This window comes from Nocardioides euryhalodurans (assembly GCF_004564375.1).
Classification (GTDB): Bacteria; Actinomycetota; Actinomycetes; order Propionibacteriales; family Nocardioidaceae; genus Nocardioides; species Nocardioides euryhalodurans.
Genome location: NZ_CP038267.1, coordinates 428833 through 444134, shown reverse-complemented (window position 1 = coordinate 444134; position 15302 = coordinate 428833). Strand labels below are relative to the sequence as shown.

The following is a 15302-nucleotide window of genomic DNA, read 5'->3' as shown; positions in this document are numbered from 1 at the left end:
GCGGTCCCCCAGTCGTGCCTCGAGATGGTGTCGTGCTGACGTGCTCATGGTCCCCCCAGATCCATGTCGACGTGCAGTGGTGGCGGTGCTAGTCCGCCTCGCCCGCGCCGGAGTCGGCACGTTCGGTCTTCGCGGTCTTGCCGTTCTTCTCGGTCTTCTCGGCCTTGTCGGTCTGCTCGGTCCTGTCGGTCTGCTCGGTCTGCTCGGACTTCTCGGCGACCGTGGCCTCCGGCGGGCTCGCCATCGGGTAGCCGTAACGCGCCCCCGCCGGACGGGTCCCGACCAGGACGGTGCCGAGCGCCGCGATCCCGAGCCGCGACAGCAGCCGGTGGCACTCCTCCGCCTGCCCGCGCGTGGTCTTGTTGAGGCGGCTCACCAGGAGCGTGACGTCGGCGTGCCTGGCGACGTCGAGCGCGTCGGAGACGGCCAGCATCGGCGGCGTGTCGATGAGGACGACGTCCGCGAGCGATCGCGCGGCCTCGATCATCGGCCCCACCGAGGCCAGCAGGGCCCCCGGGTGGTCGGTCTGGTGACCGCTGGTCGCGATCGTCACGCCGGCGATGCCGGTCTCACGCAGGACGGACTTGAGCTGGCGCCCCCGGTCGGCCGCGAGCAGGTCCGAGACCCCGGTGCCGTTCTCGACACCGAACACCTGGTGGACCCGCGGGTTGCGCAGGTCGAGCGAGAGCACGAGCACCCGCCGCCCGGCCTCGGCCATCACCGCGGCCAGGTTGGCCACGGTCGTGGTCTTGCCCTCGTGGGGCAGTGCGCTGGTCACGAGGATGGTCAGGCCACCCGGCTTGGCCCCCTTGGTGGCGGCGTCGGCCAACCCGGGGCTCAGCAGCAGCACCGAGCTGCGCAGGTTGCGGAAGGCCTCCGCCACGGTGCTGGCCGGCCGCGCTGCGCTGGCCACCCCGTCGCGGTGGTTCTTGGGCATCGTCGGGATCTCGGCGAGCACCGGGAGCCCGACGGCGTCCTCGACCTGCTCGCGGGTCCGCATCCGGGAGTCGAGCCGCTCGACGATCAGCGCCAGCGCGGCACCGAGCAGCAGCCCGAGCAGCGCCGCGATGCCGATCCTCGCCATCGGGTTGGTCGGTGCGGCGAAGGTCTGCGTGGCCTCCGGGATCGGGACGCCGGACTGGAGGACCTCCAGGATCGGGCCGCTCGAGTTGCCGGTGACTGTCCTGAGCTCGTTCTGCAGGAGGCTGTACTGCTCGTTCAACGAGGCCATCTCGGTCTGCTCGAGGGCGTTCGTGCCGCCGGCCTCGAGAGCCGTGATCTGCTCCCCGATGCGGTCCAGCTCCCGGTTGATCTCGCGAGCCCGGATCTTGTTCTGGCTCTCCTCCAGGTCCTTGAAGTACTGGATCGTGGTGTCCGCGAACACGTTGACGCGGTTCGCGGCGGCCTGCCCGTCCTCGTCCGTGGTCGTGAAGGTCAACGTGCTGGTCTCGGCGTTGGGCTGGACCAGCACCTGCGCGGCCAGGACTTCGGGCAGGCCGTCGTACTTCAGCTCGGCGGCCGCCAGGTCGGGGATGTCTCCCGTCGTCGCGTAGAGCGCCACGGTCGCCAGGCTGATCGGCACCTCGTCGACCGGCGCGTTGAGCGGCGTGATCAGGGTGGCCGTGGCCGAGTACGACGTGACGGCCGCGTCGGCCGGCGCCGCCTCCTCCGGCAGCGTCCACCACGCCGCGAGCAGTGCGACCACGCACGGCAGCAGCACCAGCTTCCATCGGCGTCGCAGGATGCGGGCGTACGACGTCACCTCCATGTCTGTGCTCCTTCCATCTCCGTGTCGGCTTCCCGGTCACCAACCACGGCGTGACGGGCCTGGAGCACGAGGGCGAGTGCCTCCCGCGCTGACTGCGAGTCCTGGTCCGCCGCCGCCCGCTCGATCAGCGTCACCGCTGACTGCAGGACGCCCGGGGCGACCGCCACGGGGTCGAGGCGGACGATGGACGGGTGGGACGTGGCGTGCTGTTGCTCGTCCGGCGAGTGCAGCTCCTCGGCGAGCTTCTCGCCCGGCCGGATGGCGGTGACCCGGATCTCCACGTCGGCTCCGGGCCGCTGCCCGGAGAGCTGGATCATCCGCTTCGCGAGGTCGAGGATCCGGACCGGCTCCCCCATGTCGAGCATGAAGATCTCGCCGCCCTCGGAGAGCGCCGCCGCGTGGAGCACGAGGCGCACGGCCTCCGGGATGCTCATGAAGTAGCGGGTCATCCGGGCGTCGGTGATGGTGACCGGTCCGCCGGCGCGGATCTGCCGGACGAACGTCGGCACGACCGAGCCCCGGCTGCCGAGGACGTTGCCGAAGCGGACCGCGCAGACCGTCATGCTGCTCGAGCGGCCGAGCACGAGGTGCTCACCGGTGAGCTTGGTCGTCCCCATGACGCTGGAGGGACGGACCGCCTTGTCGGTCGAGATGAAGACCAGTCGCTCGGTCCCGACCTCCTCCGCGCACTGCACGACGTTGCGGGTGCCGAGGACGTTGGTGTAAACGGCCTGCACCGGGTGCGACTCCAGGATCGGCACGTGCTTGAGCGCGGCGGCGTGGAAGACGATCTCCGGCCGCTCCTCCTCCATCACGCGCAGCAGGGAGGCGCGGTCACGGATGTCGGCGAGCCGCTGGCCGACCGAGCGCGGCAGCGGTGCGGCCGCGTCGAAGAGGTGGGTCTCGTCGTGGTCGACGAGGGTGAGCTTGGCCGGCGCGAAGGACGCCACCTGGCGGGCCAGCTCGGAGCCGATCGACCCGCCGCCACCCGTGATGAGGACCCGCTTGCCGCGGATCAGGTCCTTCACGGTCGCCAGGTCGGTGTCGACCTGCGCCCGGCCGAGGAGGTCCGCGATCTCGATGTCGCGGACGTCCTGCAGCGAGACCTGCCGGCCGAGGAGCTCCGAGGCCGGCGGCACGATGCTCAGGCCGGTGCCGAGGTCGCCGCACAGGTTGGCCACCCGGCGCACCAGCTCGGGCTCGGCCTGCGAGATCGCGAGCACGGCCCGCGTCGCCGCGGTCTCCTCGATGATGTCGGCGAGGTCGTCGATGCCACCGCGGACCTTGACTCCCAGCAGCCGCAGCCCGCGCAGCCGGGGCTCGTCGTCGACGAAGCCGACCAGCCGTGCGGAGTGGTGGAGCTGGATGTCCTTGGCCAGCGAGACGCCGACCTCTCCGGCGCCGATCACCACGAGGCGCTCGCCGTCGTGCCCGGACCCGTTCGCCTCGCGCCAGCGCAGCAGGCGCGACCAGAAGCGGATGGTGCCGGCGAGACCACAGCTGAGCACGGTCGCCACGATCGGGATCGACAGCGGCACCGGCCGTCCCGTCGCCCACACGACCGTCACCAGGACTGCCATGACGCCGAGCTGCGCGACCAGGATCTGCCTGGCCTCCAGGATGCTGGCGAAGCGCAGCACGCCGGAGTAGACGCCCGCGACGGCGTGCCCGGTGACGGTCACCACCACCGCGATGGGCAGGAAGAGCGTCAGACCGGCCCACGCCTCGGTCGGGACTTCCCCGTCGAAGCGCAGCAGCATGGCACAGAGCCATGCGACCCCCGTCAGTACGGCGTCTCCCGCGACCAGCGGTGCTGCTACACGTACCCTCGTTCGCACTCGTTCCCCGCTGAGTGCATTCATCGGCCGTCACCCCCCCAAGGATCGGCCATTCCCCGTCGTGGAAGTTACCCGCGGGATCTGCCGCAAGGGAACAGCCGGAGCCAAAGACGCGCAAACGGTTACCTTCCCAACAGCCCCGCCACAGAGGTCTCGCCACGTCTCCGGCCACCCCGCAGGGGCGATCCCGCAGTCGCGTCCCGAGCGCCCCACGAAGCCTCGTCCGGCGCCCGGATCCCATCTATTGCTGGGGATCAGGGCCCTGCTGGCGACCCGTCGTACCGCGGCGTGCCCGACCGCGACTGCACGAGACCGAGCCCGGCGCCACTCCGGTCCAGACCGGTTCAGACCACGCGCCCGGACGGCCTCAGGCCACGGTGGCCGGCTCGACGCCGTACAGCGCGAGCATCTCCGCGGTCACCGCGTCCGGCGAGAACCGCCGGGCCCGGGTCGCTCCCTCGACCCCTGCCGAGCGGCGGAGCGCGGCGTCCTCGGCGAAGCGTCGGACCGCCGCGGCGGCCGCTGCCACGTCCTCGACCGCGAAGACGGTGCCCGCACCCGTGCTGAGCATGTCGCGGATCGGTGGCAGGTCGGTCGCGACGACCGGGATGCCGTTGAGCATCGCCTCCGCGGTGATCCGGGAGAAGGACTCCTGCCGCGACGGGATCAGCACGACGTCACACCGCTCGTAGACCCGGCGCACGTCGATCTGGGGCTGCTCGAGCGTCACCTGCGGCAGCGCGTCGAGGCGCGCCCAGACCGGCTCGTTGAAGTCCGAGGGGTTGCGGCTCGTGAAGAGCTTCCACTCCAGGGGCAGGTCGGCCAGCGACTCGACGATGTCGGGCAGCAGGTCGAACCCCTTGCGCCACGTGGGCGCGCTGAGGTAGCCGACGGTGACCCGGTCTCCGGGCGGTGGCCGCGGGGCGACGACGTCACGGGGGTCGATCGGGTTGGGCACGATGTGCACGTCCGAGGCCTGGCACAGGCCGTTCTCGACCGCGACCTCGGTGGCCGTGGTCGACACCGCCGCCCAGGTCACCTTCGGCAGCACCCGCCGCCAGAGCGGCCCCAGCCTCCGCCCCCACTCCGACCCCACCGGGTCGTGGACCCAGACCGTCACCGGCACCCGGGTGACGACGGCCGCGGGCAGCGCGAGGTTGAGCCCGGTGGTCGCGTTGGCGTGGATGGCGGCCAGCTGACGGCGGTAGCGGACCGCGGTCAGCACCACCCGCAACGAGGCCAGCACCTGGACGAGGCGGCGCAACGGCGCCGCGATCTCCTGCTGCCGCCCGGGCAGGCGGGGGAGGTCGACGTACGCGTCGGCGAGACCACGGTCGCGCACCATCGCGACGAACGCCCCCTTGCCCGGTGCCGCGAGCACCCGCGTCACCTGGCCCTCGAGGCCCTCGAGCAGCGTGACCAGGCTGCGGTTGGAGCCGCCCAGCGGGGCGGGGCCGGCCACGAAGAGGACGTGGCGGCGCTGGGTCACGCGCGACCCCACAGGTCGAAGTCGGGGCCCACGAGCCCCCGCAGCTGCACCAGGTCGTCCTGGAGCTGCGACCAGAGCCAGTCCTCGAGCTCCGGCGACACCTGGGCGACGTCCGGCGGGATCGGCCGGCTCACCAGCTGGTGACCGCGGACCAGGACGTCCCGGGGGACGTGCTTGCCGAGCCCGGAGCGGCGCAGGAACCGGCGTCCCGAGTCGACGAGGGCCGGCGCCTTGCGCTTGTCGGCCGAGCGGTTCAGCTCCCGCTCCATGGTGCGCATCGGCGCGTCCGGGTCGACACCGAGGAACTCGAAGACCTGTCCCATGGTGCGCTCCCGGTCGTCGCGGAGGTGGTCGGTGGAGATGACCAGGATCCGGTCGCGCGCGACGTGCTCGAGGTAGAGCCCGATCTGGTAGGCGTAGCGGCTGCTGTCGAGGTAGTCGGGGTTCTCCCGGACCGCCTCCTCGAGCGGACGGCCTTCGCGACCGCGGTCGACGTAGTGGACGTACTGCGAGCGGATCCGCTGGACGGGGTTGCGGATCAGGTAGACGAGCTTGACGTCCGGCAGCACCCCGACGATGCGTTCCGGCACGCCGTCGTAGCGCGGGGCCTGGGTGTAGCTCGTGGACGCCTCACCGCGGGCCGGGAAGCCCTCGCTGTCGGCGAAGAAGGACTCGTAGTGCTCGAGCCCCCGCTGCCACCCGTTGGTGAAGAAGTGGAGCTCCTTGGGGCGCGACATGAACACCTCCGGATGGCTCCGGAGGTAGGAGGACAGGCTGGACGTGCCGGACTTCGCAGCCCCGATCACCAAGAACGTCGGCAGCATCCCGTTCGCCTCCCCGTGGCCCCGCCCACCGGTGCCGCGGTCGGCACGGCGTCGCGGCCGGCGTGTCTGGGCGCCCATGGTGGCACAACGCACCCCTCGGCGGCAGGGTCCGGAGTATCCTCCCAACCGCGTCCGCAGGACGCCACCAGTGCGGTTCCAGGGGGAGAGATGGCCGACGCGGGGTCGATGCGACTGCCCGACTTCGTCGTGATCGGTGCCATGAAGGCCGGCACCACCTCCCTCTTCCGCTGGCTCGGCACCCATCCGGGGTGCGACCTCCCGGAGGTCAAGGAGCCCCACTTCTTCTCCCGCGACGACGAGTACGCCCGGGGCATCGCCGCCTACCGCGACTACTTCGCCGCGACCGACCCGGCGCTGCTCACCGGCGAGGCCTCCGCGTCGTACGCCGACCCCCGCATCGCCGGCGTCGTCGCCGAGCGGCTCCATGCCGCGGTGCCGTCGGCGCGGCTGGTCTACCTCGTGCGACACCCGGGTGAGCGGCTGAAGAGCCACTTCCTCCACGAGCGGCAGCGTTCGCGGGAGCGGCGGTCGCTGCCCGAGGCCTTGGCCGACCCGGCGAACCCCTACGTCGCCCTGTCCTGCTACGCCGACGCCGTGACACCGTTCCTGCGCCGCTTCGGCAGCGACGCGGTGCTCCTCCTCCACCTGGCCGACCTCGCCGGCGCGGACGCTCCCGGCTGGGACCGGCTGACCGACTTCCTCGGCCTGGACCACGCCCCCGGGACCGACGAGCGGGCCAACGAGACGAGGTCGAAGGTGGCGTTCAACCCGCTGCTGCTCAAGCTGTGGGAGGCCGGGTGGCTGGAGCGGGTGGGGCGGCTCCCCGGGCCTGTCCGGCGGGCCGGCCGGGCCGTCCTCGGTCGCTCGACCGCGTCCCTGCAGGACCAGGCGCTGGAGGTGCGCGACCTCGTCCTCCCCGACCCCGTGCAGCGACGGCTCACCGAGCAGTGGGCGGGGGTGCACGAGCTGCTCGGGGCACCGGCGCCCCCGCTGGACTGGACCAGCCCAGAGGCATCGAGGTGAGCGATCCCATGGCGCACCCCGACCCCGAGAGGTACGCTCCGCGGGTCGGAGCATGGGCTAGGGGGCCGTGGTGTTGCCGGATTTCATCGTCATCGGTGCCATGAAGAGCGGGACGACCAGCCTGGCGCGATATCTCGGCGCCCATCCTGACGTCTTCTACACCCGGCCGCGTGAGCCGCGGTTCTTCAGCGACTTCCACGACACCGGGCTGGCGTCGTACGAGGCGCTCTTCGCGGACGCGCTCCCCCACCAGGTCAAGGGCGAGGGATCGACCAACTACTCCATCGCCGGCCTGCGTCCAAGGGTGCCCGAGCGGATCGCCGCGGTGTGTCCCGACGTCCGCCTGGTCTACCTGGTCCGCGACCCGGTCGAGCGGATCCGCTCGCTCTACCAGCACCGCCTCGAGCGCAAGCCAGACCGTCGGTCGATCGACCGCGCGGTCTTCGAGGTGCCGCTCTACCTCGAGTCGGCGCGCTACGGCGCCCAGCTCGACGCCTACCTCGAGCACTTCGATCGCGAGCAGATCCTGGTCATCTCCAACGAGCGGCTGCGCGACGAGCGGGCCGCCCTGCTGGCCGAGGTGTTCGCCTTCCTGGGGGTCGACCCCGACTACGTGCCCGACAACCTCGACCGGACCCACAACACCGGGAGCGACCAGCGCCGGATGCCCGCCCCGCTCACGATGGTGCGCGGCACCCTCGCCCGGACGCCGCTGCTCGAGCGGGTGCCGGTCTCGGCCAAGCGCGCCCTGCGTGACCGGACGATGCGGCGGCAGCAGCCCGGCGAGACCGTGGTCTCCGACGAGCTCCGCGCCCGCATCCACGACACCCTGCGCCCGGACCTGCAGCGCTTCCGCCAGATCGTCGGCCCGTCCTTCGACGTGTGGGGGCTGGCGTGACGACGGCCGACTCGCGGGTCACGCCCGCGGCCCCCGACGCTGCGCGGGACCCGCAGCCGCAGGAGCCGGCACCACGGGACGCGGTCGCGCGCCCGGGCCGGTCCTCGAGCGACGACGACACGACCTCGCGGGGCACGCTCTCCAAGGCCTGGGTGCTCTCCGACCAGCTGCCCCGTCGGCACATGGCGGTGCTGGTCGGCCTGTCGATCTTCGCCAGCGCTCTGGAGACGGTGGGCGCGGCGCTCATCGTCGTGGTGCTCGGCCTCGCCACCGGTGAGGGCGAGATCGCCCTGCCCGGCATCGGCGACGTGTCGGGCTTCGTGCCCGGCGACACGATCGACGCCAAGACGGTGTGGGCGGCCTCGGCGCTCGCGCTGTTCTTCGTGGTCCGTGCCATCGCGCTGATCGCCCAGACCTACATCCAGCAGCGGATCCTGCACCGGGCGGGCGCCCGGCTCTCGGCCCAGCTGCTCGACGGCTACCTCCGCAAGCCGTACGCCTTCCACCTGCGCCGCAAGACCGCCGAGCTCACCCGCAACACCTTCAACGGCGTGCAGGCGCTGGTGACCGCGGTCTGGATCCCGGTGGTGACGTTGCTGACCGACGCGCTCGCCACGGTCGTGCTGCTCGGCTTCATGCTCGTGATGTCGCCGGGGGCGACGTTCCTGGCGCTGGGGCTGCTGCTGCCGGTCATCCTCGTGCTGCTGCGCGTCATCCAGCCGCGGCTCAAGACGCTCGGCCGGATCAGCCAGGACGAGGCCCAGGCGACCTTCCACATGCTCCAGCAGAACCTCGTGGGCATCCGCGAGATCAAGCTCCACGGCAACGAGCCGTTCTTCGTGCGCACCTTCGCCCGGACCCGGATGCGCGCCGCGCGGGCCCAGTACGTCAAGGGCTCCACGCTCGCCCTGCCGCGGACGATCATCGAGACCACGCTGGTGCTGCTGCTGCTCGCCTTCGTCGCGGTGAGCGCGCTCGCCGGCAGCAGCGAGGGCGGCGCCGTCCCCGTCGTCGGCCTGTTCGCGTACGTCGGCTTCCGGCTGCAGCCGTCGCTGCAGCGCATCGTGCTCTCGCTCAACAACATCCGGTTCGCGGGTCCGGCGGTCGACGACCTCTACGCCGACTACGTCACCATGGACCACACCCGCCGCCAGCTGGTCGTCCGGCGACCCCTGCAGGCTCCGGAGAAGCCGCTGGAGGCGCTCCGGCTCAGCGCGGTCTCGTTCTCCTACGGCGACGACGAGCGGCAGGCACTCCGGGGCATCGACCTCGGCCTCGCCCGAGGCGAGTCGATCGGCGTCTGTGGCCGCAGCGGCAGCGGGAAGAGCACCATGATCGACCTGATCTGCGGCCTCCTGACACCCACGACCGGCCACGTCGAGGCGACGATCGGCGGCTCGACGTCGGACATCTCCGACGACCTGGCCGACTGGTACTCCCGGGTCGGCCTGGTGTCGCAGTCGGTCCACATGTTCGACGGGACGATCCGCAGCAACATCGCCTTCGGCGTACCGCCCGAGGACGTCGACGAGGAGCGGGTGCGGGAGGTCGCCGACCTCGCGCAGCTCGGCCCGATGCTGGCCGCACACCCCGACGGACTCGACGCCGAGGTCGGCGAGCGCGGGCTCTCCGTCTCGGGCGGCCAGCGACAGCGGATCGCGATCGCCCGCGCGCTCTACCTGCAGCCCGAGCTGCTGATCTTCGACGAGGGCACCTCCGCCCTCGACAACACGACCGAGGCGGCGCTGGTCGAGGCGATCGACGCGCTCCGCGAGGACCGGCTCATCATCATGGTCGCCCACCGGCTCTCGACGGTGCGCCGTTGCGACCGGATCGTCTACCTCAGCGACGGCAACGTCGCCGCCGAGGGCACCTACGACGAGCTGATGGCCTCGCACGAGGAGTTCAGCTCGATGGTGGCCCAGGGCGGTCAGTGACGGCCGGTCCCAGCAACCGGGTCCACTGGTCGACGACCGAGTCCAGCTCGAACCGCTCCAGGCACCGCGTCCGGGCCTCGGCACCCAGCCGCTCCCGGTCGTCGAGCGCCTCCTCGAGGCACCCGGCGAGGTCCGCCGCACCGGCGGTCCGCACCAGCAGCCCGGTCCGGCCGTGCTCCACCACGTCGGACACGAAGCCGACGTCGGTGCTCACAGCGGGGACCCCGCACAGGCCGGCCTCGATCAGGACTCCCGGCACGCCCTCGCTCTCGCTGGTCATCAGCAGCACGTCGCAGGCGTGGAGCAGCGGCACCACGTCGGTCAGGCTGCCGAGGAAGCGCGTGGTGCCGGGCACCTCGCCGGCCAGCTTCTCGAGCGCCGGACGCTCGGGCCCGTCCCCCGCGACGAGCAGCACCGCCCCGGGGACACGTGCCGCAGCCTCGATGGCCAGGCCGACCCGCTTCTCCGGCGAGAGCGCCCCGATGATCGCCACGACCCGGTCCGCAGGCTCTAGCCCGAGGGCCGCGCGGGCAGCCGTACGGCCCTCGCGCGTCGGTGGGTGGAACCGGTGGCCGTCGCGCATGTTGCGGATCACGAGCAGCCGCCCGGCCGGGACGTCGAAGTGCTCCTCGAGCACCAGGGCGGACTGCTCGGTCAGGGCCGCCACCGCCGACATCCTGCCCAGCAGGAACCGGACCCGCCGGTGACGCCACCGCTCCCCCGCCCAGAAGAGCGGGTCGCCGATGTTCTGGTAGATCAGCCGACGGCGCAGGCCTGCTGCAGCCAGCACCACCGCGGGCAGGGTGCGCGACCCGTGGGCGATCACCACGTCCGCGCCCCGCACCTCCGACCGGAGGCGCAGCAGCGTCCGTGGGCCGAGCGGGCTGGTGCCGAGCACGGGCACGCCGGCGAGCTCCGGGCCGGTGGTCCGGGCCAGCGCCACCAGCCTGGTGTCGTAGCCACGTCCGGCGAGGGCGTCGGCCAGCATCAGGGCAGCGGACTCCGCGCCCCGCGGCTGGTTCCGCGTGACGAGGTGGAGGACCCGCGGGCGTCGCTCAGCGGCCATCGCGCCAGCTCGGGACGTGCCCCCACACCTCGGCGAGCCGGCGGTCGTCGTCCTCGAACCGGGCGTACAGCTCGCGGGCGAGCCCCGCCTCGGCTCTCCGGGGCTCGGACTCCGTGGCGGGCCTGCTGAAGTTGCGGAACTCCTCGGGGTGCCAGTCCGCGAGGCCCAGGAAGCCGGTGATCCGGCTGAAGCACTCCACCGGGCGGGCGTAGAGGTCGGCGCTCTCGACGACCAGCAGGCTCGAGGACGGGTAGTGGGCCAGCCACCTCTCGAGCTGCTCGGCGTAGCGACCTCGGGAGAGGTAGGAGAAGCGCGAGTGGATGCGCGAGAAGTAGCCCGGGTCCGCCGCCATGCGGGCGAGCTCCGGCGCGAGGCGCGCCTCCTCGGCGGCGATCGCCTCCTCGAAGCCGAGGTCCTCGAAGCCGAGCTGGCGCATGTGGCGGTGGTGGGAGTACGCCCGTTCCACCGGGTCCCGGAGCAGTGCGACCAGCCGCGCCTCGGGCAGCAGGTCGGCCGCGCGCGCAGGCACCTCCGGGTGGAAGAGGTAGCTGGGCGTGGCCTCGAAGGTCCGCAGGGTGCGGTGGCGCCCCGCCGCCACGGCCGAGCGCGCCCGCAACGGGAAGTGCTGGCGGTACCAGGCCACACCCTCGGCGTGGTGGCAGTCGAAGTACTCGACCTCCTTGCGTAGCGGCTTGGCCACCTCGGGATGGGCGCACAGGTAGCGGTAGAGCGAGCTGCTGCCGCCACGCATGGTCCCGAGCACCAGGAAGTCCGGCAGCATCCGGAGCCGGGCGGTCGGCTTGCGGAGCGCGACCCGGCGTCGGGCGATGCGCCCGCGCTGCTGGACGCTCAGCTGCTTCCGGACGGCGTCGGCGACGCCCTGACCGGCCTTCATCGCCTCACCCCCTGGCGCGCCCGGAACCGCACGTGCGCGGAGCCTACGGCTGCCCGGGAGCCCGCGCAATTGTCTCCCCGCGGCGGCCCGCGACGGTCTAGTCTGTGCCCGTGCGCGAGGCGCTGAAGCGGGGGTTGTCGGTCATCCCGGGGGGACCGTCGAGCGGCGCCAGCCTGCTCATCTACCACCGCGTGGGCGGGGGCTCCCGCGACGAGCTCGACGTCTCGGTCGAGCAGTTCCGGGCCCAGCTCGACGCCCTCGCGGGCCAGCCGGTGGCGCCGCTGGGCGAGGCCGTCGACGCGCTCCAGCGGGGCGACACCTCGCCGCGGGTCGTGCTGACCTTCGACGACGGCTTCCGCGACGTCTACGAGAACGCCTGGCCGGAGCTGCGGCGTCGCGAGCTGCCGTTCACGATCTACCTCACGACGGCGTACGTCGGCGACTCGATGCGCTGGGAGGGCTCGACGGCCCGCGAGCAGGGTGCCCCGGCGCTGACGTGGACCCAGCTGCGGGAGATGGTCGACTCCGGGCTCTGCACCATCGGCAACCACACCCACACCCACGTACCGCCCGAGCTGCTGACGGCCGCGGAGCTGGACCGCTGCACCGAGCTGGTCGGCCAGGAGCTGGGCGTGGTCCCCCAGCACTTCGCCTACACCTGGGGCATCCCGGTGCCTGCGCTGGCCGAGGAGCTCTCGGCCCGGTTCCGGACCTGCGCCACCGGGGCGCTGGGGCGCAACCTGCCCGGCGTCGACCCGCTGCAGCTGGCGAGGATCCCGGTCCGGCGTACGGACCCGCTGCCGTTCTTCCGGGCCAAGCTCCGCGGCGAGCTGGTGCCCGAGCGGCTCTACGGCCGCATCGTCTCCGCGGCCAAGGGGGTGGGGATGCGTGGCTGAGATGCGGGCCGGGGCCGGCGCCGACGAGGTCGTGGTGCCCCGCTGGCGCGGGCCCGGGGGTCGGCCGCTGCGCGTGGCCCACCTGACCACCGTCGACATGAGCCTGGCCCTGCTGCTGGCCACGGAGCTGGCGGTCGACGTGGAGGCCGGGCACGAGACGTACGGCCTGTCCGCGCCGGGACGCTTCGTCCCGACGGTCACCGCCCTCGGCGTCGAGCACGTCCCGCTGCCGTCGCTCACCCGCTCGTGGGACCCGCGCCGGGACCTCCGGGGAGTGCGCGAGCTCGTGCAGGCGCTGCGTCGCCTCCGCCCCGACGTCCTCCACACCCACAACCCCAAGACCGGGGTGATCGGCCGGGTCGCGGGCCGGCTGCTCGGCGTCCCGGTGGTGGTCAACACCTGCCACGGGCTGTGGGCCTCGCCCTCCGACCGGCTGCGCCGCCGGCTGCCCGTCTACACCGCCGAGGTCGTGGCCTCCTGGTTCAGCCACGCCGAGCTCTTCCAGAACGCCACCGACCGGCAGACCCTGACGCCGTGGCTGCGGGCCGGCCGGTCCGAGGTGGTCGGCAACGGCACCGACCTCGTCCGCTTCCGCCACTCCCCCGACGAACGACGCCGGTTGCGCGCCGAGCTCGGGGTCGCCGACGACACGGTCGTCGTCGGCGGCGTCGGCCGGATGGTCGCCGAGAAGGGGATCCGCGAGTTCCTCGCCACGGCCGACCGGCTGACCGCGGCGCACGGCGACGACGTCGCCTTCGTCTGGGTAGGGCCGGACGACCCCGACAAGCCCGACGCCTGGGCCGTGGCCGGCACCGGCGTCCGGTTCCTCGGCGAGCGGTCCGACATGCCGGCTGTCTACAGCGCCCTCGACGTCTTCGTGCTCCCGTCCTACCGCGAGGGGTTCAGCCGCTCCGCGATGGAGGCGGCCGCGTGCCGCACCGCCATGGTCCTCAGCGACATCCGCGGCTGCCGCGAGGTCGGCGTCGACGGCACACACCTGCTGCTGTCTCCCCCGGGTGACGCCGACGCGCTCACCGACCGGGTCGGGCGGCTGGTCGCCGACGCGGACCTCCGGACCCGGCTGGCCCGCGCCGCCGAGCAGCGCGCGCACGCCGAGTTCGACCAGCGCCGGATCGCGGCGCGCTCCCTCACGACGTACGCCGACGTGGCCCGTCGTCGCGGTCTCGGCTGGACGGAGGTGCGGCCGTGAGACGGATGGTCGACGTGGTGGTGGCTGCGGTGTCAGGTGTGCTGCTGGCGCCCCTGATGGCGGTCGTGGCGACCCTGGTGCGGTGGCGGCTCGGCCGGCCGGTGATCTTCCGGCAACGGCGGATCGGCCGCGACGAGGTCCCCTTCGACATCGTCAAGTTCCGCACTATGCGTCCGGAGGCCTGGCCCGGTGAGCCGGACGCCGACCGCGACACCCGGCTCGGGCGGACGCTGCGCGGGCTGAGCGTCGACGAGCTGCCGCAGCTGTGGAACGTGCTGCGCGGTGACATGAGCCTGATCGGCCCGCGGCCGACCCTCCCTGAGCAGGTCGAGCACTACTCCCCGCGCCAGCACGGCCGGCACGCGATCCGGCCCGGCCTGACCGGCTGGGCGCAGGTCAACGGCCGCAACTCGATCTCGTGGCCGGAGCGGATCGAGCTGGACCTCTGGTACATCGAGCACCGGTCGCTGGCCCTCGACGCGCGCATCGTCGGGCGTACGCTGCTCCGTCTGGTGCGCCCCAGCGGGATCTACGGCGAGGGCGGGGTCAACCAGGGATTCCTGCCCGCCGGCGACGAGGGGACCCCGTGACGGCCGGCGGCCTCGGCCCCCCGCCCTCCTTCATCATCGCCGGGGCGATGCGCTCCGGCACCACGGCCCTCACGTCCTGGCTGCGGCTGCACCCCGGGGTGCACATGTCCTCCACGAAGGAGGTCCACTTCTTCGACCGGCACTACGACCTCGGCTGGCCCTGGTACGCCGAGCACTTCGCCGGCGCGCCGCCCGGGTCGGCCACGGGCGAGGCGACGCCCAACTACCTCTACCACCCCGAGGCGGTCACCCGGATGGCCACGGACGTGCCGGCGGCCCGGATCGTCGTCCTGCTCCGCGACCCGATCGCCCGCGCCCACTCCCACTACCTCCAGCGGCTGACCCGCGGCGGCGAGGAGCTGTCCTTCGGCGACGCGCTCGCCGCCGAGCGGGAGCGTCTCGCCAGTGGCGACGAGCTCGACCGGGCCCACTTCTCCTACGCCGACCGGGGCCACTACCTCGGCCAGCTGGAGCGCCTGCTCGAGCACTACCCTCGCGAGGCCGTCTCGATCCACCTCTTCGAGGACCTGCGCGACTCCCCCGTCGAGGTGTTCCGCGCCATCGCCGACTTCATCGGCGTCGACCCCACCACGGTCCCGGAGGCGGTGGGCGAGCAGGCGAACGCCTACCAGCAGTTCCGCTCGCTCCGGGTCCGCGCCGTCGCGGACCACCTCCCGGGTCCGCTGCGCCGGGCCGTCGGCCGGCTCAACCGGGTGGAGGTCGACGCCTACCCCGAGGTCGAGCCCGCGGTCGTCGAGCGCCTGGCCGCCGAGTTCGCACCCGAGCGTGAGGCCCTGGCGCAGCTCCTCGGTCGCGACCTGCACGAGTGGCGTCGCTGACGCCAGGC

13 protein-coding genes are annotated in these 15302 nt (G+C 72.8%); 7 read left to right on the top strand and 6 right to left on the bottom strand.

The features are described 5' to 3' along the window. Positions 1 to 88: 88 nt before the first annotated feature. The 4 genes from EXE57_RS02080 to EXE57_RS19545 all read right to left on the bottom strand — a co-directional run bounded on the left by EXE57_RS02080 (position 89) and on the right by EXE57_RS19545 (position 5919). Positions 89 to 1768, bottom strand: coding sequence for a polysaccharide biosynthesis tyrosine autokinase (locus EXE57_RS02080; RefSeq protein ID WP_135073551.1), 1680 nt, complete (start codon positions 1766 to 1768; stop codon positions 89 to 91). Then, positions 1759 to 3528, bottom strand: a complete 1770-nt coding sequence (locus EXE57_RS02075) for a nucleoside-diphosphate sugar epimerase/dehydratase (protein WP_135073549.1) — start codon at positions 3526 to 3528, stop codon at positions 1759 to 1761. The genes EXE57_RS02080 and EXE57_RS02075 overlap by 10 nt, the downstream gene beginning before the upstream one ends. 445 nt (positions 3529 to 3973) lie before the next feature. Then, complete coding sequence (locus EXE57_RS02070; protein WP_135073547.1) at positions 3974 to 5095, bottom strand: glycosyltransferase family 4 protein; 1122 nt, start codon at positions 5093 to 5095, stop codon at positions 3974 to 3976. Continuing rightward, the gene (locus tag EXE57_RS19545; protein WP_167305784.1) at positions 5092 to 5919 is read right to left on the bottom strand and encodes a sulfotransferase family protein; all 828 of its coding nucleotides are present in this window, start codon (positions 5917 to 5919) and stop codon (positions 5092 to 5094) included. The genes EXE57_RS02070 and EXE57_RS19545 overlap by 4 nt, the downstream gene beginning before the upstream one ends. A 168-nt stretch (positions 5920 to 6087) precedes the next feature. Between EXE57_RS19545 and EXE57_RS19540 the strand changes: the two genes are divergently transcribed. The 3 genes from EXE57_RS19540 (at position 6088) to EXE57_RS02055 (ending at position 9798) form a co-directional block, all read left to right on the top strand. Next, entirely contained in the window at positions 6088 to 6963 is an 876-nt protein-coding gene (locus tag EXE57_RS19540; protein ID WP_167305783.1) for a sulfotransferase domain-containing protein, read from the top strand. Between the two features lie 70 nt (positions 6964 to 7033). After that, positions 7034 to 7861: a sulfotransferase family protein gene (locus tag EXE57_RS02060; RefSeq protein ID WP_135073543.1), complete on the top strand. Its 828-nt coding sequence runs from the start codon at positions 7034 to 7036 to the stop codon at positions 7859 to 7861. Continuing rightward, positions 7858 to 9798 (top strand): ABC transporter ATP-binding protein, encoded by a 1941-nt coding sequence (locus EXE57_RS02055; protein ID WP_135073541.1) that lies wholly within the window; start codon positions 7858 to 7860, stop codon positions 9796 to 9798. Before EXE57_RS02060 ends, EXE57_RS02055 begins: the two co-directional genes overlap by 4 nt. On the opposite strand, the gene EXE57_RS02050 is transcribed toward EXE57_RS02055, so the two are convergent. Together EXE57_RS02050 and EXE57_RS02045 are read right to left on the bottom strand one after the other, a co-directional pair. Further along, positions 9767 to 10864, bottom strand: coding sequence for a glycosyltransferase (locus tag EXE57_RS02050; RefSeq protein ID WP_135073539.1), 1098 nt, complete (start codon positions 10862 to 10864; stop codon positions 9767 to 9769). The two genes, EXE57_RS02055 and EXE57_RS02050, sit on opposite strands and share 32 nt — an antisense overlap. Then, positions 10854 to 11759, bottom strand: coding sequence for a sulfotransferase domain-containing protein (locus tag EXE57_RS02045; RefSeq protein ID WP_135073537.1), 906 nt, complete (start codon positions 11757 to 11759; stop codon positions 10854 to 10856). Before EXE57_RS02045 ends, EXE57_RS02050 begins: the two co-directional genes overlap by 11 nt. Before the next feature lie 110 nt (positions 11760 to 11869). Here EXE57_RS02045 and EXE57_RS02040 point away from each other — a divergent pair, with 110 nt between their 5' ends. From EXE57_RS02040 to EXE57_RS02025, 4 genes are read left to right on the top strand one after another with little or no spacing between them, the layout of a single operon-like run. Further along, a complete protein-coding gene (locus tag EXE57_RS02040; protein ID WP_208542937.1) occupies positions 11870 to 12655 on the top strand; it encodes a polysaccharide deacetylase family protein in 786 nt (261 codons plus the stop codon). Between the two features lies 1 nt (position 12656). After that, entirely contained in the window at positions 12657 to 13865 is a 1209-nt protein-coding gene (locus EXE57_RS02035; RefSeq protein ID WP_244247125.1) for a glycosyltransferase family 4 protein, read from the top strand. 5 nt (positions 13866 to 13870) lie between these two features. Next, positions 13871 to 14455, top strand: a complete 585-nt coding sequence (locus EXE57_RS02030) for a sugar transferase (protein ID WP_135080519.1) — start codon at positions 13871 to 13873, stop codon at positions 14453 to 14455. Continuing rightward, positions 14452 to 15294 carry a sulfotransferase gene (locus EXE57_RS02025; RefSeq protein ID WP_135073532.1) on the top strand — a complete coding sequence of 281 codons (843 nt, stop codon included), beginning with the start codon at positions 14452 to 14454 and terminating at the stop codon, positions 15292 to 15294. The genes EXE57_RS02030 and EXE57_RS02025 overlap by 4 nt, the downstream gene beginning before the upstream one ends. Positions 15295 to 15302: the final 8 nt, after the last annotated feature.

Bases quoted from the DNA above. Each gene is read 5' to 3' on its own strand.
- EXE57_RS02080 (WP_135073551.1), bottom strand. From the start codon at position 1,768: ATGGAGGTGACGTCGTACGCCCGCATCCTGCGACGCCGATGGAAGCTG.
- EXE57_RS02075 (WP_135073549.1), bottom strand. From the start codon at position 3,528: ATGCTGCTGCGCTTCGACGGGGAAGTCCCGACCGAGGCGTGGGCCGGT.
- EXE57_RS02035 (WP_244247125.1), top strand. From the start codon at position 12,657: ATGCGGGCCGGGGCCGGCGCCGACGAGGTCGTGGTGCCCCGCTGGCGC.
- EXE57_RS02050 (WP_135073539.1), bottom strand. From the start codon at position 10,864: ATGGCCGCTGAGCGACGCCCGCGGGTCCTCCACCTCGTCACGCGGAAC.
- EXE57_RS02045 (WP_135073537.1), bottom strand. From the start codon at position 11,759: ATGAAGGCCGGTCAGGGCGTCGCCGACGCCGTCCGGAAGCAGCTGAGC.
- EXE57_RS19540 (WP_167305783.1), top strand. From the start codon at position 6,088: ATGGCCGACGCGGGGTCGATGCGACTGCCCGACTTCGTCGTGATCGGT.
- EXE57_RS02030 (WP_135080519.1), top strand. From the start codon at position 13,871: ATGGTCGACGTGGTGGTGGCTGCGGTGTCAGGTGTGCTGCTGGCGCCC.
- EXE57_RS19545 (WP_167305784.1), bottom strand. From the start codon at position 5,919: ATGCTGCCGACGTTCTTGGTGATCGGGGCTGCGAAGTCCGGCACGTCC.